The organism is Flavobacterium sp. N2820, from assembly GCF_025947285.1.
In the GTDB taxonomy this organism is placed as follows: Bacteria; Bacteroidota; Bacteroidia; order Flavobacteriales; family Flavobacteriaceae; genus Flavobacterium.
Genome location: NZ_CP110008.1, coordinates 348389 through 371465 on the forward strand (window position 1 = coordinate 348389; position 23077 = coordinate 371465).

A 23077-nucleotide genomic window follows, 5' to 3' on the forward strand; every position below is an offset into this window, starting at 1 on the left:
CTGTGTTTGTTTTAAAGTTTCTATTAGCGTTATAAGGTTTGTTTTCATTGGTGTTGAGCGAATACCAAGCCATCACAAATATAACAAAACATTGCATTCAGTAGAGGATTTTTGCGTAGGGAAATTTGGATTGTTGACGAAGAAGGAAAAGGCTGTTAGCGGTAGTTTTTATATTCTCATTCCCATTTTGCAAAATAATTGCTTAAAGTCATTGATTTCCAATTTTCCAGTATGCTTGACTTTAATTTCTGATTTTAATTTTGTATAATTTGAATAATGAAAACTCGATATTTCGTCCTCTAACTTTTCATTTCTAATTAGCCATAACGCTTCGTATCTTCCATTATTCGTTTGCTGTTGAACAATTTTTGAATAATCATAATATGAAAATAATTTTTCTTTTTTTATAAATGGAAATATTAGACTTTTAAATATAATTTTATCTTTTTCAACTATTATTTGTTTTACTTGTAAAAGTAGATATAACGCTACAGTCTCTATTAACAATATTGTAATTCCTGCTATTTTAGAACTTTCTCCATTCCAAAATTCCTTTGTAAGGGGACTAGCATCAGCTTTTGTAAATAATAGCCAAAATAAAATTCCAGAAAGAAAGTTAACTATTAGAATAAGGAGAATAGAACTAAGTTTGTATTTTGAATTCATATTTTTTAAAATTGGGCATAAAGTTTTTCGGCTTGGCGATGTGACGGATTATAAGCAAAAAAGTTCAATAGAATTCCTAATGTTGAATATTGCACAAGTGTTTCAAAGAAGCACTTCAGCCGCCATATTGCCAAACCGATGTTGGTGGCTGGGCTTCTTTAGTGTTGCTTAAATCTTTCAAATGTCTGCCAATATTTGTCTTTGTAAATATCATATTCTATTTCAAATTTGTCACCATATTTTTTTTGTGTTTCATTAAACGTTTTTGATACTTTTCTAAAATCGTTGCAAGCAAAATAAATATCTCTTTCATTATTGGCTGTCTGTCTGCCAATATTTAAATTTCCATCTTTGTCTTTTAAGGAAAGCATAATTTCATCTTCAATAGTTCCCAAAAGTTCGTAATCAGCGTTATTGGGCATTCCATTGTTTTTGCTTCCATCATATTTTAATGTCATAACTGCAAGCCAAGGGTGTGATGCTTGTCTGTCCCATTCCAATAAGTTTGTATTGATAACAGCAAGCAACATATTGCCACTTTCTAACTTGGCTTCCATTATTGAATATTCGTCATTTTCAGTGTCATATCTCACACCGTCATATTTTTCTACAAATTCCTTTTGTCGCCAAGTTAAAAAATCTTTAAGTTTAGCAATAGGCACAAGTTCTTTTTTGGCTTCGCTTTTTGCTATTACTTGTAAATTGTCAATGTTATTTACAAAATCAAGTTCTCCTAAGTAATTATCTAAAAAAATGTAAGTCCCATTTATTATTTGCTGTCTATTATCGTCATTCATATCATTGTGAGTAATACAAACATCAATTTCGTCTGGATAATTTGGCAGGTCGTTAGAATAAAAATATAAATTCTCCGAGTTGAACTTTAATCCTGCCATTTCAATAGAAACATCTTCAATATTCAATGCTGGCTTTAATGCAGTAAACTTCCAACCATTAATATTTGGGGCAGAAGCAACAAGTTCTTCAATAAATACAATGTTCTTTGTATTTCCGTCTGCCGTCAAAACTAATTCAACTGTGTTGTCGTCAAACATTCCCGTTAAATAGAAATAGCCGTCTTTTAGTTCTCCGAGTTTAGGTGATAATTTGTCAAAAAATCCTTTCTCAATGTTTTGTCTGCTCTTAACAACATTATAAAAGTCTTTTTCATTTTTTTGGAACCAAGTCCAAAAGTCAAAATAGCTTTTGATTGGTTCGTCTTTCTTTCCGAAGATATTTTTTAGAAAACTCATATGTCTGTCAAAGTAATTTTAATTTTTGTAGGATGTCTGTTTAGCCTGACCGCTAACGTTCCCGTGCTTTGCGTCTGTTGCTGCTGCAAGCACGAACCAAACAAACCTACAAAATTAATTTGAAAGATAGAATTGTAGCCACCAGATTATTTTCCACGAAGACTAAATAGCAAGCGCAAGCCCAGCAATAGCGTGAAACACGTGTTAACTGCAGTTCTTAATCATAATTTCCATGTATTCTATTTAGTTCATTTAAAGTAAAATCTTTAATTTCAAACTCACTTCCTCCAACTTTAGTGTAGGCGACTTTTTTTCTACTTTTAATTGCAAAAAGATCAATTACCATAATTCTAAGACTTCCATTTTTCCATGTTGCTGGTCTAATTGAAATAATTGATACAAGTTTATTTGATTTTGTTAAATTATAAATATCCTCTTTATTAACAATAGTTATTTTTTTGCCCAAAATAACTTTCGGTATTTTATTTGTTGTAAATTCATTTTCTTCTAAATATAGTTCATCAGAAAATTTTAACTTAGGATTATTCTTGTAGAATTCTATTTTATGTGAAATATGAATTTTTAACGCATTAGAATAAACATTTAAACTATCAATTTCTTGAGAATTGGCTTTCAGTTGAAATAAAATCATTAGTAATATTAATGTTGATTTTCTCATGATTCCCAGGCGTTTTTTAGAATTGCAGTTAACTAGTAAATATCATCAAATATATACAACTTTTTTAATTTTTGAAATTAATCTTCCAGTTTTGTCGTACTAGTTATATCAACCATACAATCCAATGGACTCTGAATTTTGTCTACAGTAGTTTTGGTTAAATGCGTATAAATTGTCGCGGTTTTTATACTCGAATGCCCTAATAATTTTTGAATGTATCATAAATCCGCTCTACTTTTTAACAAGTAAGTTGCATAACTGTGACGAAGTTAAGGTAGCGTAACAGGTTTGTTAATTGAAGCTAATTTAATACTCCCTCTAAACTTCTGGTAAAATAGTGTTTTTTATTCTTCATCTATAACTTAATTTTTAGTTGCTAAGGAAAGTAAAATCATTTCCCTAGGGAAATGAAGTGGTTTCTCTAGGGAAAATGATTTATTCCCCTAGGGAAATTATCAAATTGCTGTACAGCAATTGAAAAAAGTATCTGAAGAAACGATTATATTTATCAGGTTCAATAAAAAAATAGAAGGCAATAGCAATTAAAATGGAGCTCAAACAAAACTTAAAGTACAAAAGATTGCGATAAAAAAAAACCTGATGCTAAAAACAAGCATCAGGTTCTGTGTTATATAAGTAAAACGATTACTTTCTTGAAATTACTTTCGCTGCTTTTTCAATAATGGCTGCGCTGTTTAAACCGTATTTTTCCATTAATTGGTCTGGTGTTCCACTCTCTCCGAAGCTGTCGTTAACGGCTACAAATTCTTGTGGTACTAAATTATTTTGCACTAAGGTTCTAGAAACACTTTCGCCTAAACCACCAATAATGTTATGCTCTTCAGCTGTAACTACACAACCTGTTTTCTTTACCGATTTTAGAATTGCTTCTTCGTCTAATGGTTTAATTGTGTGAATGTTGATTACTTCTGCAGAAATACCTTTTGCTTCTAACGCTTCCGCTGCTATTAATGCTTCCCATACTAAATGTCCAGTGGCAATAATCGTAACATCTGTTCCTTCATTTAACACAATGGCTTTTCCAATTACGAATGGTTCGTCAGCTGGCATGAAGTTAGGCACCACTGGGCGTCCAAAACGCAAATAAGCAGGTCCGTGATGATCAGCTAACGCTAAAGTAGCCGCTTTGGTTTGGTTGTAATCGCAAGTATTGATTACTGTCATTCCAGGTAACATTTTCATCAACCCGATGTCCTCTAAAATTTGGTGTGTTGCACCATCTTCTCCTAAAGTTAATCCGGCGTGTGAAGCACAAATTTTTACATTTTTATCGGAATACGCTACTGATTGACGGATTTGGTCATACACTCTTCCTGTAGAAAAGTTAGCGAAAGTTCCTGTAAAAGGAATTTTTCCACCAATGGTTAATCCAGCTGCAATTCCAATCATATTCGCTTCTGCAATTCCAATTTGGAAGAAACGCTCTGGGTGGTTTTTCTTGAAATCATCAAATTTTAATGAACCAATTAAATCCGCACAAAGTGCCACAACGTTTTCGTTTTTCTGACCTAATTCGGTCATTCCAGCTCCAAAGCCCGAACGGGTATCTTTACTGCCTGTGTTGGTATATTTTTTCATAATATTATTTTCTTTAGTAGAGATTATTTTAATGTAATCTCAAAATTAACGTCTTCAATATTATCTAATTTATAAATATCAGTTTTGATATTGTCCTTTAGATAGTAACTTTCTAAAATAACTTCACTATTAATTTTATATATGTCCCATATTCTATGATGTGTAATCATCCCAATAGTGAAATTTTGAGTGTTTATGTATTTTGAGTTTTTAACTGTTTTTATATATAAATCGTATATGGTTTTCCTCTTTTTGGTTTCTCTAATGTTTATGATGTTTTCTTCACCAATTGCATCTGTAGAAACCGTTACATTTTTATTCGTTTTCTCTTCATAAAATAATTCTCTTGCATCAAATTTACAATTTGATAATTTGTAATTGAGATTCGTTTTATTGTCTAAAATAAATCCACCTTCAGAAAAAAACACTTTACTTGATTTTTTATCGAAAATAGAAATGTTTTTAACAGTATCATTAACAACAAAAAACTTCATTGTTGTATCATCCTCATTATTACATAAAAAAACTATTTTACTATCCGCTTTTTCTGAATTTTCATTTTCGTAATGGGAATATTGTCCTTGAATTTTAAATGAATATTTTTGTGAAAATAGATTTTGTCCAAAGAAGAAAGAGAATATAATAAATGTTACTTTAAAAAGGTTCATATGATTAATAATCTCCTAAAGTTTCAACATTTTGTGCTAATGCGTTTCCTAATTGCTCATCATTTGGCGCTTTTCCGTGCCAAGCGTGTGTGTGCATCATAAAATCTACTCCATTACCCATTTCGGTATGTAATAAAATACAAACGGGTTTTCCGTTACCTGATTTTGATTTTGCTTCAGCTAAACCAGCTTTGATAGCATCAATGTTATTACCTGCTTCAATTTCTAATACGATCCAATCAAATGCTTCAAACTTCGCTTTAATGCTTCCCATTGCCAAAACTTCATCAGTAGTTCCGTCAATTTGTTTTCCGTTTAAATCAATAGTTGCAATTAAATTATCTACTTTTTTTGCCGAAGCATACATAATGGCTTCCCAGTTTTGACCTTCTTGTAATTCACCATCACCTAAAAGCGCAAAAACCAAATGGTTGTCGTTGTTTAGTTTTTTAGCTTGCGCTGCACCAATTGCAACCGACATTCCTTGTCCTAATGAACCTGAGGCCATTCGGATTCCTGGTAATCCTTCGTGCGTAGTTGGATGCCCTTGTAATCTTGAATTTAATTTTCTAAAGGTTGCCAATTCAGCTACTGGAAAATAGCCGCTTCTAGCTAGAACACTATAAAAAACAGGAGAAATATGTCCGTTAGACAAGAAGAATAAATCTTCGCCAATTCCGTTCATATCAAAACCTTCATTACGTTTCATGACATCTTGGTACAGGGTAACCAAAAACTCAGCACATCCCAAAGAACCTCCTGGGTGACCTGAATTTACGGCATGAACCATACGAAGAATATCTCTTCGAACTTGTGTTGTAAAATCTTGTAGTTGTTGCGTGTTAGACATTATAAAAGTATATGTGTTAATTGATGCAAAAGTAATTTTATTTTTTTGGTGGTACAAATCATTTTATTAGAAGTTATTAAGAATTGATTTGTGATTTGTGATGGAAGCTGGAAGCAGGGAGAAGGAAGTGAGGAGCAGTAAGTTGGAATTTGGAATTTCAGAATTGGAATTTTCCATTTGTTTTTCACAAATAATTCTAAATTCTAAATTCTGAATTCTAAATTAATTTATCTTTGCCGTTCGTAAAAGCACAATATGAAGTTTGATTTAATTACCAAAGACCCAAATAGTAAAGCCAGAGCTGGAAAAATAACAACCGATCATGGTGTTATTGAAACCCCAATTTTTATGCCCGTAGGAACGGTTGCTTCTGTAAAAGGAGTACACCAACGAGAGCTTAGAGAAGATATTAATCCCGATATTATTTTAGGAAACACCTATCATTTATATTTAAGACCTCAAACTAAAATTTTAGAAGCCGCTGGAGGTTTGCATAAATTTATGAATTGGGACAGAAATATCTTAACCGATTCTGGTGGCTATCAAGTGTATTCACTTTCTTCAAATAGAAAAATTAAAGAAGAAGGGGTTAAATTCAAATCGCACATTGACGGTTCGTATCATTTCTTTTCACCAGAAAATGTAATGGAAATTCAACGTACTATTGGTGCTGATATTATCATGGCTTTTGACGAATGTACGCCTTATCCTTGTGATTATCGTTATGCAAAACGTTCAATGCATATGACACACCGTTGGTTGGATAGATGTATCAATCATTTAGAAAAATTACCATTTAAATACGGTTACGAACAAACGTTTTTTCCAATTGTTCAAGGAAGTACTTATAAAGATTTGAGAGAACAATCGGCTGAATATATTGCAAATGCAGGCGCTCAAGGTAATGCTATTGGCGGACTTTCAGTAGGAGAACCAGCTGAAGAAATGTACGCAATGACCGAAATTGTTACTGCAATTCTTCCAGAAGACAAACCAAGGTATTTAATGGGTGTGGGAACGCCAATCAATATTTTAGAAAACATTGCCTTAGGAATTGATATGTTTGATTGTGTGATGCCAACGCGTAACGCCAGAAATGGAATGTTGTTCACTGCTCACGGCACCATGAATATGAAAAACAAAAAGTGGGAAGCCGATTTTTCGCCAATTGACGAAATGGGGCACACTTGGGTAGATACCGAATATTCGAAAGCGTATCTTAGACACTTATTTGCTGCAGATGAATTTTTAGGAAAACAAATTGCAACCATTCATAACTTAGGTTTTTACATGTGGTTAGTGCGCGAAGCAAGAAGACAAATTATTGCCGGAACATTTAGAGCATGGAAAGATAAAATGGTGGTTCAAATGAGTCAACGATTATAAAGTCAGAAATCAGAATTTAGAATTTAGAAAGTAATCGATTGTAAAAACATTCATTTTTCTAAATTCTAAATTTTAAATTCTAAATTTTAGGATGAAAATAATAGATAAATACATATTAAAACGCTACTTAGTTACCTTTTCGGTGATGTTGATCATGTTTATTCCTATTGGAATTACGATTGACGTTTCGGAAAAAGTAAACAAAATGATCGAAAAGAAAATTCCGTTAGCCGATATCTTGGTGTATTATGGGGATTTTACCGTGTATTTTGCCAATCTATTATTTCCTATTTTTCTGTTTTTATCTATTATTTGGTTCACTTCAAAATTAGCCAATAATACCGAAATTATTGCCATTTTGAGTTCTGGAATTTCGTTTACTAGATTTCTTAGACCGTTTATTTATGGTGCAGTAATTGTTTCGATTTTTGCTTTATTAATGGGATTTTTTTTAGTGCCAAAAGCAAGTAAAGGCTTTAATGATTTTAGATATGAAAATTTAAAAAATAATTCTAAAACTAGAGAAACAAGTGATGTTTTTAGACAAATCAAAAAAGAAGGTAAGGTAGAAGAAAACATTTATGTGAGTAATTATAATTATTTGTCTCAAACGGGTTTTAATTTCACTTACGAACGCTTTAAGGATAATCTTTTGATCGAAAAAGTGAATGCAAACCGAATTCGTTATGATGAAAAAACAAAAAAATATACCTTATATAATTATAACAAAAGAATAGTTGGACCCATGAATGACCAAATTCTGTCCAAAGATAAAATCGATGTTGCTTATAATTTTGAGCCTGATGATTTAACACCTGTAATTTATGTAGCAGAAACAATGACAATTGGTCAATTAAATACCTTTATTAATAAAGAAAGAGCCAGAGGAAACGGAAATATCAATACCTATTTAGTGGTTTTCTATAAAAAATTTAGTTTACCTATTTCTGCTTTTATCTTAACAATTATTGCTGTTGCAGTTTCTTCCATGAAAAGAAGAGGAGGAATGGGGATTAACTTAGCCATTGGAATTGTAATCGCATTTGTATTCATCTTTTTTGATAAAGTATTTGGAACTTTGGCTGAAAAATCTAGTATTCCGCCTTTTATTGCGGTGTGGTTGCCTAATTTTGTATTCGGAATATTAGCTTATTACTTACTTCGCAATGCAAAACGATAATTTAAAAAGCTATTTACATCTTCATGTAATTGTATTTATTTGGGGATTTACGGCGGTCTTAGGCAAACTAATTTCGCTTGAAGCCTTGGATTTGGTTTGGTATCGTATGCTGTTTGCATCGGTAATTATGACCTTTGTTGTACTGATTAACAAAGAAAGAATTAAAGTGCCTTTCAATGTTTTAGTGGGTTTTATTGTTTCCGGAATTATTATTGCGTTGCATTGGCTCACATTTTATCAAGCTATTAAAGTTTCAAATGTATCTATAACACTAGCGTGTTTGTCAACTGGAGCCTTTTTTGCATCCATTTTAGAACCTATTTTTTACAAACGCAAAATCATTTGGTACGAAGTACTTTTCGGTTTAATTGTTATTTTTGGATTAGGTATTATTTTTAAAGTAGAAACTCAATATACCACCGGAATATATTTGGCTGTAACTTCAGCGTTCTTATCGGCACTTTTTTCGGTAATCAATGGAAAATACGCTAAAGAATATAGTCCAAATGTGATTTCTGTATATGAATTGTCCAGTGGCTTTTTATTCTTAAGCATTTACTTGTTTTTTGCGGATAGTTTCACTCCTGCATTCTTTGCACTTTCGTCAAATGATTTGTTGTGGTTGTTTTTATTGTCTTCAATTTGCACGGCTTATGCTTTTTCGGCCTCCGTCAAAGTAATGAAGTTTTTGAGCCCATTTACAGTTATGTTAACCATCAATTTAGAACCTATTTATGGTATCATTTTAGTGCTTCTAATTTTTCCAGAAAACGAAAAAATGTCGCCTATGTTTTATATAGGTGCAATCATAATTTTAGCGACTGTTATTGCAAATGGAATTGTAAAAAGTCGTAAAAAGTTACCAACAAATTAAAGATAAGTTTATAAAGTTCAATGAAAATTTTATCTTTGTAACAACAAACACAAACCCAAATAAACCGATTATGGAATATTTAGATTTTGAATTACCAATTAAAGAGCTTGAAGACCAATTAGATAAATGCCAAATTATAGGTCAAGAGTCCGATGTAGATGTGTCAAACACCTGCAAGCAAATTGAAAAAAAATTAGAAGAAACCAAGAAAAAAATATACAAAAACCTTTCTGCTTGGCAACGTGTTCAACTTTCAAGACACCCAAACCGTCCATACACTTTAGAACATATTACAAATTTAACTAAAGGAACTTTTTTAGAACTTTTTGGCGACAGAAATTTCAAAGATGATAAGGCCATGATTGGTGGTCTAGGTCAAATAGATGGACAATCGTTCATGATTATTGGACAGCAAAAAGGAGTGAATACAAAAATGCGCCAATACAGAAATTTTGGTATGGCAAATCCTGAAGGATATCGAAAAGCATTGCGTTTAATGAAAATGGCAGAAAAATTCAATATTCCTGTGCTAACTTTGATTGATACGCCTGGAGCTTATCCTGGATTAGAAGCGGAAGAAAGAGGTCAAGGAGAAGCAATTGCAAGAAATATTTTCGAAATGGCACGTTTAAAAACACCTATTATTTCGGTAATTATTGGTGAAGGTGCATCGGGTGGAGCATTAGGAATTGGTGTTGGTGATAGAGTATATATGTTAGAAAATACTTGGTATTCTGTAATTTCACCAGAATCATGTTCTTCTATTTTATGGAGAAGCTGGGAATACAAAGAACAAGCAGCTGAAGCTTTAAAATTAACGTCTTATGACATGAAAAAGCAAAAGTTAATCGATGATATTATTCCAGAACCTCTTGGGGGAGCACATTATGATAAAGAAACTACTTTTAAAACAGTAGAACAATATATTACTAAAGCTTATAATGAATTAAAAGATTTATCAACAAAAGATTTAGTATTACAGCGAATGGATAAATATAGTAAAATGGGCGAATTTAAAGAATAGCGTTTGTTTTCAAAATAGTAAAAAATCCGAAGCCTCAAAGTTTCGGATTTTTTTTGGCTTATTAACAATAAAATATAGTTATTAACAGTCGAGTATTGAGAACTCAAATTAGAATTTTATAAAAAAAGGTTACCTTAGCACTATGGAAAATATCAGAAATATGAACCCGATAAAAGTAGATAAAACTACCATTATCAATTTGGAAAAAGGAAAACTACCTCCTCAAGCGTTAGACCTTGAAGAAGCTGTACTTGGCGCCATGATGATTGATAAAAAAGGGGTAGATGAGGTGATTGATATTTTGCAGCCAGATGCCTTTTATAAAGAGGCACACAAGCATATTTTTGAGGCAATTGTACAATTGTTTAACGAAACACAACCCATTGACTTATTAACCGTTTCTGCTCAATTAAAGAAAAGTGGAAAATTAGAACTTTCAGGTGGTGATTTTTACTTGATTCAGTTAACCCAAAAGATATCATCTTCGGCTCATATTGAGTTTCACTCACGTATCATTCTTCAAAAATTTATTCAACGAAGTTTAATTAAGATTTCAAGTGAAATTATCGAAGAATCCTATGATGAATCCACGGATGTATTTGATTTATTAGACAAAGCCGAATCAAAATTATACGAAGTAACACAAGGAAACATCAAACGTAGTTCTGAAACCGCACAAAGTTTAGTTATTCAGGCTAAAAAGCGTATTGAAGAAATTGCAGGAAAAGAAGGTCTGAGTGGAATTGCAACTGGCTTCCATAACTTAGACAAATTGACTTCAGGTTGGCAGCCTTCAGATTTAATTATTATTGCAGCTCGTCCAGGTATGGGTAAAACTGCTTTTGTGCTTTCTATGGCGCGAAATATGGCTGTAGATTATGGTCATCCCGTAGCTTTGTTCTCTTTAGAGATGTCCTCAGTTCAGCTAATTACACGTTTGATTTCATCTGAAACGGGTTTGTCCTCTGAAAAACTTCGTACAGGAAAATTAGAAAAACACGAGTGGGAGCAACTTTCGATAAAAGTAAAAAATCTGGAAAAAGCACCTTTATATATTGATGACACACCATCATTATCCATTTTTGATTTACGTGCAAAAGCCCGTAGACTTTCATCACAATATGGTATTAAAATGATTGTTGTTGATTATTTACAATTAATGACAGCTGGTGGAAATGGAAAAGGTGGTGGAAACCGTGAGCAAGAAATTTCAACCATTTCCCGTAACTTAAAAGCATTAGCAAAAGAATTAAATGTTCCGGTAATTGCACTTTCTCAGTTATCACGTGCTGTAGAAACACGTGGTTCAAGCAAAAGACCTTTGCTTTCCGATCTTCGTGAATCGGGGGCGATTGAGCAAGATGCCGATATCGTATCGTTTATATACCGACCAGAATATTATAAAATTGATGAATGGGATGATGAAGAACGTACACCAACACAAGGTCAGGCCGAATTTATAGTGGCAAAACACAGAAATGGAGGTTTAGATGAAATTCGTTTAAAATTCGTTGGTAATTTAGGAAAATTTGAAAACTTAGATGATTTTAGTTCGCCTTTTGATTCATTACCTTCAAAAATGAATTTAGATGATAGTAATCCATTCATTACGCCAAACCTACCAACGCCTAATGAAGCCTTTGGAAGTAATATGAATTCTATGGAAGACGACGATTCCGATGTTCCATTTTAACGTTCAACGACAAAACAGACCATTTGGTCTGTTTTTTTTTGTTTAAACAATATTTTTCTTACTTTTAATTAAACAATTTAAAAAAATAACAAATTATGCCAGATTTTACAATTTCACTTGAAGAAGCTCAAACATGGGCATTGTCTTGGAGAAACAACCCCCCAAAAGATTTAGCAAAAGGTCATTTAATTCCAGGTGAAGCCCTAACAGAACTATTAGCAGCAGAAGGTGTTGTTGATGTTAGAGCATATATGGGTGTGGATGAAACGGGTACTCAAAAATTAATGTTAGTAGGTGTTGATTCATCAGGGAAAGATTTAATTGATGAAGAACATTTAATTTATGATTTTACACAACCTTGTCCTTCTTGTTGTGATACTAGTAGTCCATTATATAATCCATAATTTTGCTTGATTCTAAATATTTATATTTAACATCAGCATTATTATGCTTGTTGTATTTTATAGGTTTTTTCAGAAATGGAAAAGCCTATAAAATTTTTACTATTTATTTGTTTGGGGTACTTTTAATAGATTTTATTTCCTCAAAATTATGGAAATGGTTTGGTATATATAATATTTTTACTTCTCATTTTTATGAATTATTTCAATTCGTAATGTTAAGTTATTTTTATGCAACGCTTTTAAAAACGAAGCAACAATTATATCTTTTATATTCGCTCTTAATAGTATTGCCTATATTTCTTTTGTCAAGATATTTATTTATTCCAAGGATGTTTTTTGAATATAGTTTATTAGAAACCTATCTTACAACAATTCCTATCATAATCTATGGTGTTATGCATTTATATAATAATTTAAATGAGACAAAAGCCTTTCAGTATGCCAATATTGGTATTTTATTATACTTGTTTTGTAGTACATTCATTTTTTTATTATATGAATTGAATAATACGTTTCAAATCCGATCGTTTAATGATTTTATAATAGATATTAACATTGTTCTACAATTTATAAAATTTAGCTTTTTCTTTATACAATGGAAAGTCATTTATTTTAAGAAATATGAACTCAATTAGCTTAGAAAATACAGAATTAATCAAAGCCGTCTTTTTTATACTATTGGCTTTTATTTCTATGTTTTTGATTTTGGTTTTGTTTTTTTACTTCTCTAGAAAAAAAATTGTGCAAATAGAAGTTGATAAAAAAAAGTTAGAAATTGAACACCAAAAGCAATTACTAAAGTCTGTAATTGTAACCCAAGAAGAAGAACGACAACGCATTGCTCAAGACTTGCACGATGATATTAGCTCTAAGCTGAATGTAGTTTCAATAAATAGCCATTTGCTCAAAACACCAAATTTGACGAATGATGAAATTGAAGAAATCACCAATAATATTATCACCTTTACACAAAATGCTTTAGAAAGTTCTAGAAGAATTGCGCATAATTTATTGCCTCCTGTTTTGGAAAAATTTGGTTTAAATGCTGGTATCGAAGAACTTGTAGAGGAATATAATAGTACAAAAAAAGTTAAAGTTGTTTTTGAAAATACTATTAATTTTGATAGTTCAAATATTGATAAACATTTACATGTTTTTAGAATTTTACAAGAGTTACTAAATAATTCGATTAAACACGGAAATGCAACTGATATTTCAATCCAATTTATTAAATTAGAAGACCAAAAAGTTTGTATTTATACAGACAACGGATTAGGTTTTGATTTAAATAACACCGATAATCAAAAAGGTTTGGGAATGAGAAATATAGAAAGTAGAATTAGCTTTATTGGAGGAAAATATTCTATTGATTCAAAGCCTAATGGAGGTGTTAAAATTATATTTAATTTTAAATAAATGAGCGAAAAAATAAAAATCTTTCTAGCGGACGATGAAGAGTTATTCCGAAAAGGAATCTTTTTTTTATTGAATAGAGAAGAAAACATCGAAATTCTTTTTGAAGCTTCAAATGGAAAAGAATTAATTGATAAACTCAACGAATCTACTCATGAAAATTTACCCGATATTATTATGATGGATTTAAAAATGCCATTAACTAATGGGGTTGAAGCAACAAAAATTATCCATAAAAATTTTCCTCAAATCAGAATTATAGCTTTAACAAGCTACAATACAAAGTCTTTTATAGCCAATATGATTAATGTTGGCGCAGCTTCTTATTTAGTTAAAAGTTCAACTCCATACGATATGTTAAAAACTATTAATGAAGTGGCAAAGAAAGGATTTTACTATAGTGATAGTGTGATGGAAGTTATTCATCAAGATGTTTTGTCAAGTGGAAGCTCTAGAACAGTATTAGATGAAGATTTTCTAACGCTTCGAGAAAAAGAAATCCTAGAACTAATTTGTAAGCAATACAGCTCCACAGAGATTGCAGACATGATGTGTCTTAGTACCAGAACTGTTGATGGGCACAGAAATAATCTACTATTAAAAACGCAATCAAAAAATGTTGCAGGATTAGTAATATTCGCTATTCAAAATAAAATTGTAAAACTCGACGAATATAATAATTCATAAAAACTTCTTGATTTAGTAGCTTCTACAAAATTGAAATACTAAAACAAAATACACAAGTATAGTTACCACAAGAACTACGTAGCCAATTTTTTTTAGTAATTTCATTTCTCTTGAATTTAATAACGAAGAATTGCTTTTAGTTGTATTCATTTTTTTTAGATTTATTGATACATGACAAAACTACCTCAAAAAATAATGCTGTGTAAGCGTAAAAATACCTGATTTTAAAATCAGGTATTTTTACGGGGTCAACCAGGTATTTTTACGGGGGTACCATTTTAACATTTCAAAAAATAGATTTCAGAAGAAATGTTTTAAATTAGACCAAATTTTAATCCAATTCAATGAAAGCAAAACTTAAATATTGTTGTTTAGCCCTTATTTTACTGATATCTTTCTCAAGTAAGGCTGCTTTTGTGTTAATTCCAATGGAAGCTGAAGGACAGCAAAATCATTTGAAAGCATATGGAATTACATATTGGGCTTTAGACAAAAGTTATAAAGTAAGTTGGTTGCTAAATTATAGAGGTGGTTCCTTTTTGCTTCCCGACGCACCCGAAATTAGAAAAGAATGTCAAGTTCGTGGCGTAACTTTTGAATTGCTTTCGGATGCTTCAACAAATTCAATTTTAGAAGAAATAAGCGCCCCATCACAAAATATGGAAACGGTAGTTTTAGAAAAAGCGCCTAAAATTGCAGTGTATACACCAAAAGGAAAACAACCTTGGGATGATGCTGTAACGATGGTTTTAACCTATGCCGAAATTCCATATACCGAAATTTATGATGAGGAAGTATTATCTGATCAACTATTATTATATGATTGGTTGCACTTACATCACGAAGATTTTACCGGTCAATATGGGAAGTTCTTTGGAAATTACAGAAATACACCTTGGTACATCCAACAAAAGGCAGATGCTGAAGCATTAGCAAAGAAATTAGGTTACAATAAAGTTTCTGAAGAGAAATTAGCCGTAGCCAAAAAAATAAGAGATTTTGTTATTGGTGGAGGATTCATGTTTGCCATGTGCTCTGCAACAGATAGCTTTGATATTGCACTTTCTGCAGAAGGTGTAGATATTTGTGAGCCAATGTTTGATGGTGATGATTCTGATGCAAATTATCAAGCGCAAATAGATTATTCTAGCACTTTTGCGTTCAAAGATTATAAATTGGAACGTCAACCTATGGTATATGAATTTTCTGATATTGATACCACAGAAGAACACGGAAAAGGTTTGTTTTCAATGGATAAAGATTATTTTACATTAATGGAATATTCTGCAAAATGGGATCCAATTCCTACAATGTTATGTCAAAATCACACACAATTAGTAAAAGGGTTTATGGGGCAAACAACTGCTTTTGCAGCAGAAAAAGTAAAGTCAAATATTTTAGTGATGGGCGAATGTAAAATCAATGGAGAAGCCCGCTACATTCATGGAACTAAAGGAAAAGGAATGTTTACTTTTTATGGAGGTCACGATCCAGAAGATTATCAACATAGAGTAGGTGATGCTCCAACTGTTTTAGATTTGCATCCAAATTCGCCAGGGTATCGTTTGATTTTAAATAACGTTTTATTTCCAGCAGCAAGAAAGAAAAAGTTAAAAACATAATGGTATGGAGAGCAAACATTTACTTTTTTTCGGAATAAGCCTCTTGGGGTTATTATTTTTATTTTTTAATACTTTTTTGTTTTTACGAAAGAAAGAAATCCGCAAGTATGTTTCAAAAGTTTTCTTGATTTATTTAGCATCACTTTGTTTGATTGAAACGGCTTGTCATGTTATTGGAATTTTAAAGCCAAATTCAAACTTTTTTATATCTCATTTTTATTTTATTTTTCAATTTACTTTTTTAAGTTATTTATATTATACTCTTTTTGAAAGTAAATTTTTTAAGAAGGCAATTGTTGTTGTTTATATTTCTCAGATTTTTATTTTGGCCTACATGTATGCTAACGATACAAGTTTGTTTTGGAAATTTAATCACTATGAAATAATTGCTACCTCATTAATTTTGGTATTTTATGCGTTGTATTTTATTTATAAAGAGTTAGATAAAGTGCATTTTTATTATAATTTTTCAATTGGATTAGTTTTGTATTTGTTATGCAGCATTTCAATTTTCTTGTACGGAAATCTTGAATTGGTGCTCATCGAAGATCCATATATTGATATTTGGATTTTCAATACAATTTTTTATATTTTGTTTCAGTCTATGATTTTTAGAGAATATGCATTTTTTACTACTATAGCTTCAAATGGGATTCGTCAAGATGAAGATTTTGATATTTTTCTAAATGAATAGCTATCAAATTTAAATTTCTCACAAAAAAAATCCCTAAAGTAATTTAGGGATTTTTAATTTTTTATAAGCTATATTATTTTATTTTGCATTGTAAACTGCAATTGCTTCTTTTAAAATTTGAACAGATTTAATCAAATCGTCTTTCTTTAAAACATAGGCAATACGAACTTCATCTAAGCCAACATTTGGCGTTGAATAAAAACCTGCAGCTGGAGCTACCATTACAGTTTCTCCATTAAAATCATAAGATTCTAAAAGCCATTGTGCAAATGTATCGGCATTATCAATAGGTAATTTTGCAATGCAATAAAAAGCACCTTTTGGAGTAGCTACAGTAATACCTTCAATTTTTGTAATTCAGTAATTAATGTATCTCTACGTTCTTTATATTCAGAAATTACATCATCAAAATAACTTTGAGGGGTTTCTAAAGCAGCTTCACTGGCAATTTGTGCATAAGTTGGTGGACTCAAACGGGCTTGTGCAAATTTCATAGCTGTTGCCATTACTTCTTTGTTTTTTGATACAATGCATCCAATTCGTGCTCCACACATACTATAGCGCTTAGAAACAGAATCAATCATGATTGCATGCTCTTCTAATCCAAGAACATTCATCACAGAAAAATGTTCATCACCATCATATATAAATTCTCTATAAACTTCGTCAGCTATTAAGAACAAATCGTGTTTTTTTACGATTTCTGCTAATTTTAAAATTTCGTCTTTTGAATACAAATAACCTGTTGGATTACCAGGATTACATATCAAAATAGCTTTTGTTTTTGGAGTAATTAATTTTTCAAAAGCTTCAATAGGAGGCAATGCAAATCCTGTTTCAATTCCTGATATAACAGGAACCACCTTTACACCAGAAGCCGTTGAAAATCCGTTATAATTGGCATAAAATGGTTCAGGAATAATAATTTCATCATCGGTATCCATTGTGCTTCCCATTGCAAAAAGTAAAGCTTCTGAACCACCTGTTGTTATGATAATATCTTGGGTTTCTATTGGTAAACCTTGATTTTTGTAATATTGAGAAAGTTTATTTCTATAGCTCTCAAAACCTGCAGAATGACTGTACTCTAAAACAGTAATATTTGCATTTTTTACAGCTTGTAAGGCAACTTCAGGAGTTTTGATATCAGGTTGTCCAATATTTAAATGATATACTTTATGTCCTTTTTTCTTAGCAATTTCTGCATATGGAACCAATTTTCTAATTGGAGATTCTGGCATTTGTTGCCCTTTCACGGAAACTTTTGGCATAATGTTTTTTTTAAAGAATTGCAAAATTGCGATTTTTTTTTGTGATAATATCAATTTCAACAATTAAAAAATGTTAAAAACGAATTTCGAATTAAAAAATATCTTACTTTTAAGAATATATTTTCTTATGATAAAACACTTCTTTTTTATAATTATAATATTTTCTTGTGGGCTTGTCCATTCACAAAATAATTGGATAAAAAGTAAAAATAAAATCAAAATACCATTTGAGTTAACACACAATTTAATAATAATTGATGTAAACTTTAATGGAACACCTTTAAAAATGATTTTAGATACTGGTGCATCCAATAACATTATTTTTAGCGTTTCCGATAATGATTCGTTGGTTATGAATAATGTAAATAAAATTAGGATTGCCGGTGCTGGAAATAGTGAGTCAATTGAAGGCTATCTTTCAAAAAAAAACACGCTAACTATTAAAGAATACAAAACAAATGATTTTGAAGTTGTTTTTGCTACAAATCAAGATATTAGTATTGTAAATAAATTAGGTATTACCATTAACGGTATATTAGGAAGTTCTTTTTTTAGAGACAATTTAGTAGAAATTAACTACCAAACAAAAAAAATAATTATTCATAGAACGACTGATAGTACATTAAAAAAAATTAAACGGAAGTACAATAGCGCAAAAGTTGAAATTAACAAAAACCGTCCTTATATTTTGTTGAAAACAAAAATCAACAATTATAACCACTCACTTAATTTACTTTTTGATACTGGGCTTGGAGATGGTTTATGGCTTTTTGAAAATGATACGATACAATGTAACTCAAACTATTTTATTGATTTTTTAGGAAGAGGTTTAACAGGCGATATATCAGGAAAAAGATCGCGTGTTGATGAGGTGTTTTTAGAAAATTTAGTCTTGCAAAATGTTTTGGTTTCTTATCCTGAGATTAGTTTTTTTGAAGACATGAAAATGCACAAAACAAGGAATGGATCTTTGGGAGGTGAAATTACAAAAAGGTTTAACTGGTTCTTAGATTATGAAAATCAAACTTTTTATTTTAAGAAAAATACGCTCTTCGATTTGCCTTTTGAATATAATATGTCAGGTATTGAAGTGCAACATGCAGGTTCTCAATGGGTAAAAGAAGAAATTAGAGATAATCCACCAAACGCTTCAATAAATGCAAATGAATTTATTTTTGAAAATTCAAATTTAAGATTTAACTATAAATATGAACTTAAGCCCATTTTTGAAATTTATATGGTGAGAGAAAACTCTCCCGCAGCAAAAGCTGGCATTCAAAAAGGTGACAAAATTGTAAAAATTAATAATAGAGCCTCGCAGTATTTGACGATACAAAATATTACAAATCTTTTTCAATCTGAAAATGGTAAACAAATAAAATTAACGGTTGAACGTAACGGAGCAAAAATTGATTATGAATTCAACCTTGAAAAAGTACTATAAAAAAAGTCCCAACATGCATTGGGACTTTTTGTTTATGAATTTGGGAATGTTTTTTTCTTTACTAGAGGACTCATCTCTTCTTTGACCACAACAGTACCTTTGATGCGCAACGGAATCATACCATTCGTTTTATTTACAGCATTTGTTTCTATGGTGATTGTTTTACTAATCGGACCTGGATTCATATTGTATTGGACTTTTATTTGTCCTTTTCCTCCAGGAGCAATTGCTTCTTTTGGCCATTCAGGAACGGTACAACCACAACTCGATTTTGCATTTTTAATTAAAAGTGGTTCATCTCCAGTATTGGTAAATTCAAATATTCGAATTCCATTATCTTTTCCTTTTTCCACTTCTCCATAGTTAATGGTTTCTTCTTTAAACTCAATCTTTGGGCCAGTTTGAGCAAATGATACCATTCCAACTAAAACAGTTAAATAAACAAGTAATTTTTTCATCATCTTATAAATTAATAGGTTGTTGTAAAATTAATTAAATAAAAGCAACCAACAAACTACTCCTAACATTTTTTTTATTTTCGTGATATAGTTACTTTTGCAATTAGTATTACAAAAAACATACCAAAGTAAGTTTGGGAATGTTAAAACGAACAGTCAAACTGTTCAACGATTCAACAATTAAACAAGAAAAAAATATAATGATTCCTGCACAATTCAACGCTAAAGAAGTAGAACAAAAGTGGTACGACTATTGGATGAAAAATGATTATTTTACATCCAAGCCCGACCACAGAACGCCGTATACCATTGTAATTCCGCCTCCAAACGTTACTGGAGTTTTACACATGGGGCACATGTTGAATAATACGATTCAAGATGTATTAATTCGTCGTGCGCGTTTAAAAGGTTTCAACGCTTGCTGGGTGCCAGGAACTGACCATGCCTCAATTGCTACCGAAGCTAAAGTAGTGGCTAAATTAAAAGAAGAAGGCATCAATAAAAACGATTTAACGCGTGAAGAATTCCTAAAACATGCTTGGGAATGGACTGATAAATACGGTGGAACCATCTTAGAGCAATTAAAACAATTAGGTTGTTCTTGCGATTGGAGTCGTACAAAATTCACGATGGATGATGATATGTCGGCTTCAGTAATTCATTCGTTTGTAGATTTATACAACAAAGGTTTGATTTATCGTGGTTACCGAATGGTAAACTGGGATCCAGAAGCAAAAACTACGTTATCTGACGAAGAAGTAATCTTTGAAGAACGTCAAGGAAAATTATATTTCATCAATTATAAAATTGAAGGTTCAGCAGATTTCTTAACTGTGGCAACTACGCGTCCAGAAACTATTTTTGGTGACACTGCTATTTGCATCAATCCAAATGACGAACGTTTTACGCATTTAAAAGGCAAAAAAGCAATCATTCCAATTTGTGGTAGAGTTATTCCAATTATTGAAGACGAATATGTTGATGTAGAATTTGGTACAGGTTGTTTAAAAGTAACGCCTGCTCACGATACAAACGATAAAACTTTAGGCGATAAGCACAATTTAGAAATCATCGATATTTTCAACGAAGACGCTTCTTTGAATTCTTTTGGATTGCATTATCAAGGAAAAGACAGATTTGTAGTTCGTGAAGAAATTGCGAAAGAGCTTGAAACTATCGGCGCTTTAGCAAAAACAGAAACCCATTTAAATAAAGTGGGAACTTCTGAAAGAACCAAAGCAGTAATCGAACCAAGATTATCAGATCAATGGTTCTTAAGCATGGAAGAATTAGTAAAACCTGCTATCAAAGCGGTTTTAGAATCAGACGAAATTAAATTATATCCAAGCCGTTTTAACAATACATACGCACATTGGTTAAACAATATTCGCGATTGGAATATTTCACGTCAATTGTGGTGGGGACAACAAATTCCAGCGTACTATTTTGGTGATGGAAAAGAAGATTTCGTAGTAGCTGAAAACATAGAAAAAGCGCTTGAGCTTGCGAAAGAAAAAACTGCCAACTCAACACTGACCACTGCTGACTTACGTCAGGACGCTGACGCATTAGATACTTGGTTTTCTTCATGGTTATGGCCAATGGCTGTTTTTGGTGGTGTTTTAAATCCAGAAAGCGAAGATTTTAAATACTATTATCCAACAAATGATTTAGTTACGGGTCCAGATATTCTATTTTTCTGGGTGGCGCGTATGATTATTGCAGGGTATGAATATGCAGGCGAAAAACCATTTTCAAATGTATATTTAACCGGATTAGTGCGCGATAAACAAGGTCGTAAGATGTCAAAATCATTAGGAAATTCGCCTGAGCCACTTGGACTAATTGAAAAATTTGGAGCTGATGGTGTTCGTGTGGGATTATTATTGAGTGCTTCGGCTGGAAATGACATTTTATTCGACGAAGAATTATGCAATCAAGGAAAAGGTTTCTCTAACAAAATTTGGAATGCTTTCAAACTAATCAAAGGTTGGGAAGTGGCTGATATTGCACAACCTGAATCCTCAAAAGTAGCCATTGAATGGTATGAAGCGAAATTGCAACAAACGTTAGCCGAAATTGAAGATAATTTTGATAAATACAGATTATCAGATGCGTTAATGGCGATTTATAAATTGGTTTGGGACGATTTTTGTTCGTGGTTCTTAGAAATGATTAAACCAGGCTACCAACAACCAATTGACCGCGCTACGTTTGACAAAGCAATTGAAATGTTAGAAAATAACTTGAAATTGTTACACCCGTTTATGCCGTTTTTAACGGAGGAAATTTGGCACCATATTGCTGAAAGAACTCCAGAGCAAGCGTTGATAGTAGGTGAGTGGCCAACAGCAAAAGCATTTGATGAAAAATTAATTGCTGATTTTGATTTTGCTACCGAAGTAATTTCAGGAATTCGAACCATTCGTAAAGATAAAAACATTCCGTTTAGAGATGTTATTGAGTTGCGTGTGATGAATAACGAAAAAGCATCAACCCATTTCGATTCAGTAATCCTGAAATTAGGTAATGTTGTGGATTTGGTTTATGTTGCTGATAAAGTGGACGGCGCATTATCATATCGTGTAAAATCAAACGAATATTTTATTCCAATTACAGGAAATATTGATGTAGAAGCCGAAGTAGCTAAATTAACCGAAGAGTTAAATTATACGAAAGGGTTTTTACGCTCGGTGCAAGGCAAACTTTCGAATGAAAAATTCGTGGCTGGCGCACCTGAGCAAGTAATTGCAAACGAACGTAAAAAAGAAGCCGACGCTTTAGCAAAAATCGCCATGATTGAGCAAAGTTTAGCTGGTTTGAAATAATATTTTATTACCATAAACAAAAAAATCCCGGGTTAACTCGGGATTTTTTTATGATTTTTTTTTCTTGTTATTCACATAAAGTGTTAATCCATAGTAGGCTAATCCCATAAACAATAAATGTAATAGAATTTTGGGAAAGTTATAACGCGGGTTTTCAAACAACAAGGCAATTGCCATATTGCCTAAAAAAAAGCTCAACAGAATTCTAACTCCTGTAATTCTTAAATATCTCATTATTGTTGGTTTTATTGTTTGTATTGTAGAGTGTGAGGTATGTGTTAAACTAATCTCTTTTAGTTGCAGTTAAATATTATTTTTCTTTTAAAATAGTAAAAACCTTTACAAAATTAATATTGCTTTCAACAAAAAAGCTCACTTTTGTGA

20 protein-coding genes and 1 pseudogene are annotated in these 23077 nt (G+C 31.7%); 12 read left to right on the top strand and 9 right to left on the bottom strand.

Going from position 1 to position 23077, the window contains the following annotated elements; all coding sequences use genetic code 11:
- Window positions 1-168 precede the first annotated feature (168 nt).
- The 6 genes from OLM52_RS01690 to OLM52_RS01715 all read right to left on the bottom strand — a co-directional run bounded on the left by OLM52_RS01690 (window position 169) and on the right by OLM52_RS01715 (window position 5715).
- Complete coding sequence (locus OLM52_RS01690; RefSeq protein WP_264549422.1) at window positions 169-666, bottom strand: hypothetical protein; 498 nt, start codon at window positions 664-666, stop codon at window positions 169-171.
- Between the two features lie 158 nt (window positions 667-824).
- The gene (locus OLM52_RS01695; protein ID WP_264549423.1) at window positions 825-1919 is read right to left on the bottom strand and encodes a DUF695 domain-containing protein; all 1095 of its coding nucleotides are present in this window, start codon (window positions 1917-1919) and stop codon (window positions 825-827) included.
- 217 nt (window positions 1920-2136) lie between these two features.
- Window positions 2137-2598, bottom strand: coding sequence for a hypothetical protein (locus tag OLM52_RS01700; RefSeq protein ID WP_264549424.1), 462 nt, complete (start codon window positions 2596-2598; stop codon window positions 2137-2139).
- A gap of 645 nt (window positions 2599-3243) precedes the next feature.
- Entirely contained in the window at window positions 3244-4197 is a 954-nt protein-coding gene (locus tag OLM52_RS01705) for a transketolase family protein (protein WP_264549425.1), read from the bottom strand.
- A gap of 23 nt (window positions 4198-4220) precedes the next feature.
- On the bottom strand, window positions 4221-4865 hold the full coding sequence (locus OLM52_RS01710) for a hypothetical protein (protein WP_264549426.1): 645 nt from the start codon (window positions 4863-4865) through the stop codon (window positions 4221-4223).
- 4 nt (window positions 4866-4869) lie between these two features.
- A complete protein-coding gene (locus OLM52_RS01715) occupies window positions 4870-5715 on the bottom strand; it encodes a transketolase (protein WP_264549427.1) in 846 nt (281 codons plus the stop codon).
- Window positions 5716-5970: 255 nt separating this feature from the next.
- Here OLM52_RS01715 and tgt point away from each other — a divergent pair, with 255 nt between their 5' ends.
- The 10 genes from tgt to OLM52_RS01765 all read left to right on the top strand — a co-directional run bounded on the left by tgt (window position 5971) and on the right by OLM52_RS01765 (window position 16692).
- A complete protein-coding gene (gene tgt / locus OLM52_RS01720; protein ID WP_264549428.1) occupies window positions 5971-7101 on the top strand; it encodes a tRNA guanosine(34) transglycosylase Tgt in 1131 nt (376 codons plus the stop codon).
- A 91-nt stretch (window positions 7102-7192) separates the two neighbouring features.
- Window positions 7193-8281 (top strand): LptF/LptG family permease, encoded by a 1089-nt coding sequence (locus OLM52_RS01725; RefSeq protein ID WP_264549429.1) that lies wholly within the window; start codon window positions 7193-7195, stop codon window positions 8279-8281.
- On the top strand, window positions 8268-9155 hold the full coding sequence (locus OLM52_RS01730) for a DMT family transporter (protein ID WP_264549430.1): 888 nt from the start codon (window positions 8268-8270) through the stop codon (window positions 9153-9155). Before OLM52_RS01725 ends, OLM52_RS01730 begins: the two co-directional genes overlap by 14 nt.
- 70 nt (window positions 9156-9225) lie before the next feature.
- The gene (locus OLM52_RS01735) at window positions 9226-10179 is read left to right on the top strand and encodes an acetyl-CoA carboxylase carboxyltransferase subunit alpha (protein WP_264549431.1); all 954 of its coding nucleotides are present in this window, start codon (window positions 9226-9228) and stop codon (window positions 10177-10179) included.
- 142 nt (window positions 10180-10321) lie between these two features.
- Entirely contained in the window at window positions 10322-11872 is a 1551-nt protein-coding gene (gene dnaB, locus OLM52_RS01740; RefSeq protein WP_264549432.1) for a replicative DNA helicase, read from the top strand.
- A gap of 95 nt (window positions 11873-11967) precedes the next feature.
- Window positions 11968-12276, top strand: a complete 309-nt coding sequence (locus OLM52_RS01745; protein ID WP_264549433.1) for a hypothetical protein — start codon at window positions 11968-11970, stop codon at window positions 12274-12276.
- Window positions 12277-12897: 621 nt separating this feature from the next.
- Window positions 12898-13692, top strand: coding sequence for a sensor histidine kinase (locus OLM52_RS01750; protein ID WP_264549434.1), 795 nt, complete (start codon window positions 12898-12900; stop codon window positions 13690-13692).
- Complete coding sequence (locus OLM52_RS01755; RefSeq protein ID WP_264549435.1) at window positions 13693-14376, top strand: response regulator transcription factor; 684 nt, start codon at window positions 13693-13695, stop codon at window positions 14374-14376. It begins immediately after the preceding gene.
- 344 nt (window positions 14377-14720) lie between these two features.
- The gene (locus tag OLM52_RS01760) at window positions 14721-15998 is read left to right on the top strand and encodes an asparagine synthetase B (RefSeq protein WP_264549436.1); all 1278 of its coding nucleotides are present in this window, start codon (window positions 14721-14723) and stop codon (window positions 15996-15998) included.
- A 124-nt stretch (window positions 15999-16122) separates the two neighbouring features.
- Window positions 16123-16692 (top strand): hypothetical protein, encoded by a 570-nt coding sequence (locus OLM52_RS01765; RefSeq protein ID WP_264549437.1) that lies wholly within the window; start codon window positions 16123-16125, stop codon window positions 16690-16692.
- 78 nt (window positions 16693-16770) lie between these two features.
- Here OLM52_RS01765 and OLM52_RS01770 read toward each other — a convergent pair.
- Window positions 16771-17963 (bottom strand): annotated as a pseudogene (locus tag OLM52_RS01770) (pyridoxal phosphate-dependent aminotransferase).
- Between the two features lie 127 nt (window positions 17964-18090).
- Between OLM52_RS01770 and OLM52_RS01775 the strand changes: the two are divergent.
- Window positions 18091-19407 (top strand): PDZ domain-containing protein, encoded by a 1317-nt coding sequence (locus OLM52_RS01775; RefSeq protein WP_264549438.1) that lies wholly within the window; start codon window positions 18091-18093, stop codon window positions 19405-19407.
- Window positions 19408-19439: 32 nt separating this feature from the next.
- Here the strand turns inward: OLM52_RS01775 and OLM52_RS01780 are convergent, their stop codons facing one another.
- Window positions 19440-19865 carry a DUF1573 domain-containing protein gene (locus OLM52_RS01780; RefSeq protein ID WP_264549439.1) on the bottom strand — a complete coding sequence of 142 codons (426 nt, stop codon included), beginning with the start codon at window positions 19863-19865 and terminating at the stop codon, window positions 19440-19442.
- Between the two features lie 197 nt (window positions 19866-20062).
- Here OLM52_RS01780 and OLM52_RS01785 point away from each other — a divergent pair, with 197 nt between their 5' ends.
- Window positions 20063-22693 carry a valine--tRNA ligase gene (locus tag OLM52_RS01785; protein WP_264550509.1) on the top strand — a complete coding sequence of 877 codons (2631 nt, stop codon included), beginning with the start codon at window positions 20063-20065 and terminating at the stop codon, window positions 22691-22693.
- Between the two features lie 48 nt (window positions 22694-22741).
- On the opposite strand, the gene OLM52_RS01790 is transcribed toward OLM52_RS01785, so the two are convergent.
- The gene (locus OLM52_RS01790; protein ID WP_264549440.1) at window positions 22742-22927 is read right to left on the bottom strand and encodes a hypothetical protein; all 186 of its coding nucleotides are present in this window, start codon (window positions 22925-22927) and stop codon (window positions 22742-22744) included.
- Between the last annotated feature and the right edge of the window lie 150 nt (window positions 22928-23077).

Coding starts and splice junctions, on each gene's coding strand:
- OLM52_RS01710 (WP_264549426.1), bottom strand. CDS start 4,865: ATGAACCTTTTTAAAGTAACATTTATTATATTCTCTTTCTTCTTTGGA.
- OLM52_RS01715 (WP_264549427.1), bottom strand. CDS start 5,715: ATGTCTAACACGCAACAACTACAAGATTTTACAACACAAGTTCGAAGA.
- OLM52_RS01780 (WP_264549439.1), bottom strand. CDS start 19,865: ATGAAAAAATTACTTGTTTATTTAACTGTTTTAGTTGGAATGGTATCA.
- OLM52_RS01790 (WP_264549440.1), bottom strand. CDS start 22,927: ATGAGATATTTAAGAATTACAGGAGTTAGAATTCTGTTGAGCTTTTTT.
- OLM52_RS01755 (WP_264549435.1), top strand. CDS start 13,693: ATGAGCGAAAAAATAAAAATCTTTCTAGCGGACGATGAAGAGTTATTC.
- OLM52_RS01760 (WP_264549436.1), top strand. CDS start 14,721: ATGAAAGCAAAACTTAAATATTGTTGTTTAGCCCTTATTTTACTGATA.
- tgt (WP_264549428.1), top strand. CDS start 5,971: ATGAAGTTTGATTTAATTACCAAAGACCCAAATAGTAAAGCCAGAGCT.
- OLM52_RS01775 (WP_264549438.1), top strand. CDS start 18,091: ATGATAAAACACTTCTTTTTTATAATTATAATATTTTCTTGTGGGCTT.
- OLM52_RS01745 (WP_264549433.1), top strand. CDS start 11,968: ATGCCAGATTTTACAATTTCACTTGAAGAAGCTCAAACATGGGCATTG.
- OLM52_RS01750 (WP_264549434.1), top strand. CDS start 12,898: ATGAACTCAATTAGCTTAGAAAATACAGAATTAATCAAAGCCGTCTTT.
- OLM52_RS01735 (WP_264549431.1), top strand. CDS start 9,226: ATGGAATATTTAGATTTTGAATTACCAATTAAAGAGCTTGAAGACCAA.
- OLM52_RS01725 (WP_264549429.1), top strand. CDS start 7,193: ATGAAAATAATAGATAAATACATATTAAAACGCTACTTAGTTACCTTT.
- OLM52_RS01730 (WP_264549430.1), top strand. CDS start 8,268: ATGCAAAACGATAATTTAAAAAGCTATTTACATCTTCATGTAATTGTA.
- dnaB (WP_264549432.1), top strand. CDS start 10,322: ATGGAAAATATCAGAAATATGAACCCGATAAAAGTAGATAAAACTACC.
- OLM52_RS01695 (WP_264549423.1), bottom strand. CDS start 1,919: ATGAGTTTTCTAAAAAATATCTTCGGAAAGAAAGACGAACCAATCAAA.
- OLM52_RS01700 (WP_264549424.1), bottom strand. CDS start 2,598: ATGAGAAAATCAACATTAATATTACTAATGATTTTATTTCAACTGAAA.
- OLM52_RS01690 (WP_264549422.1), bottom strand. CDS start 666: ATGAATTCAAAATACAAACTTAGTTCTATTCTCCTTATTCTAATAGTT.
- OLM52_RS01705 (WP_264549425.1), bottom strand. CDS start 4,197: ATGAAAAAATATACCAACACAGGCAGTAAAGATACCCGTTCGGGCTTT.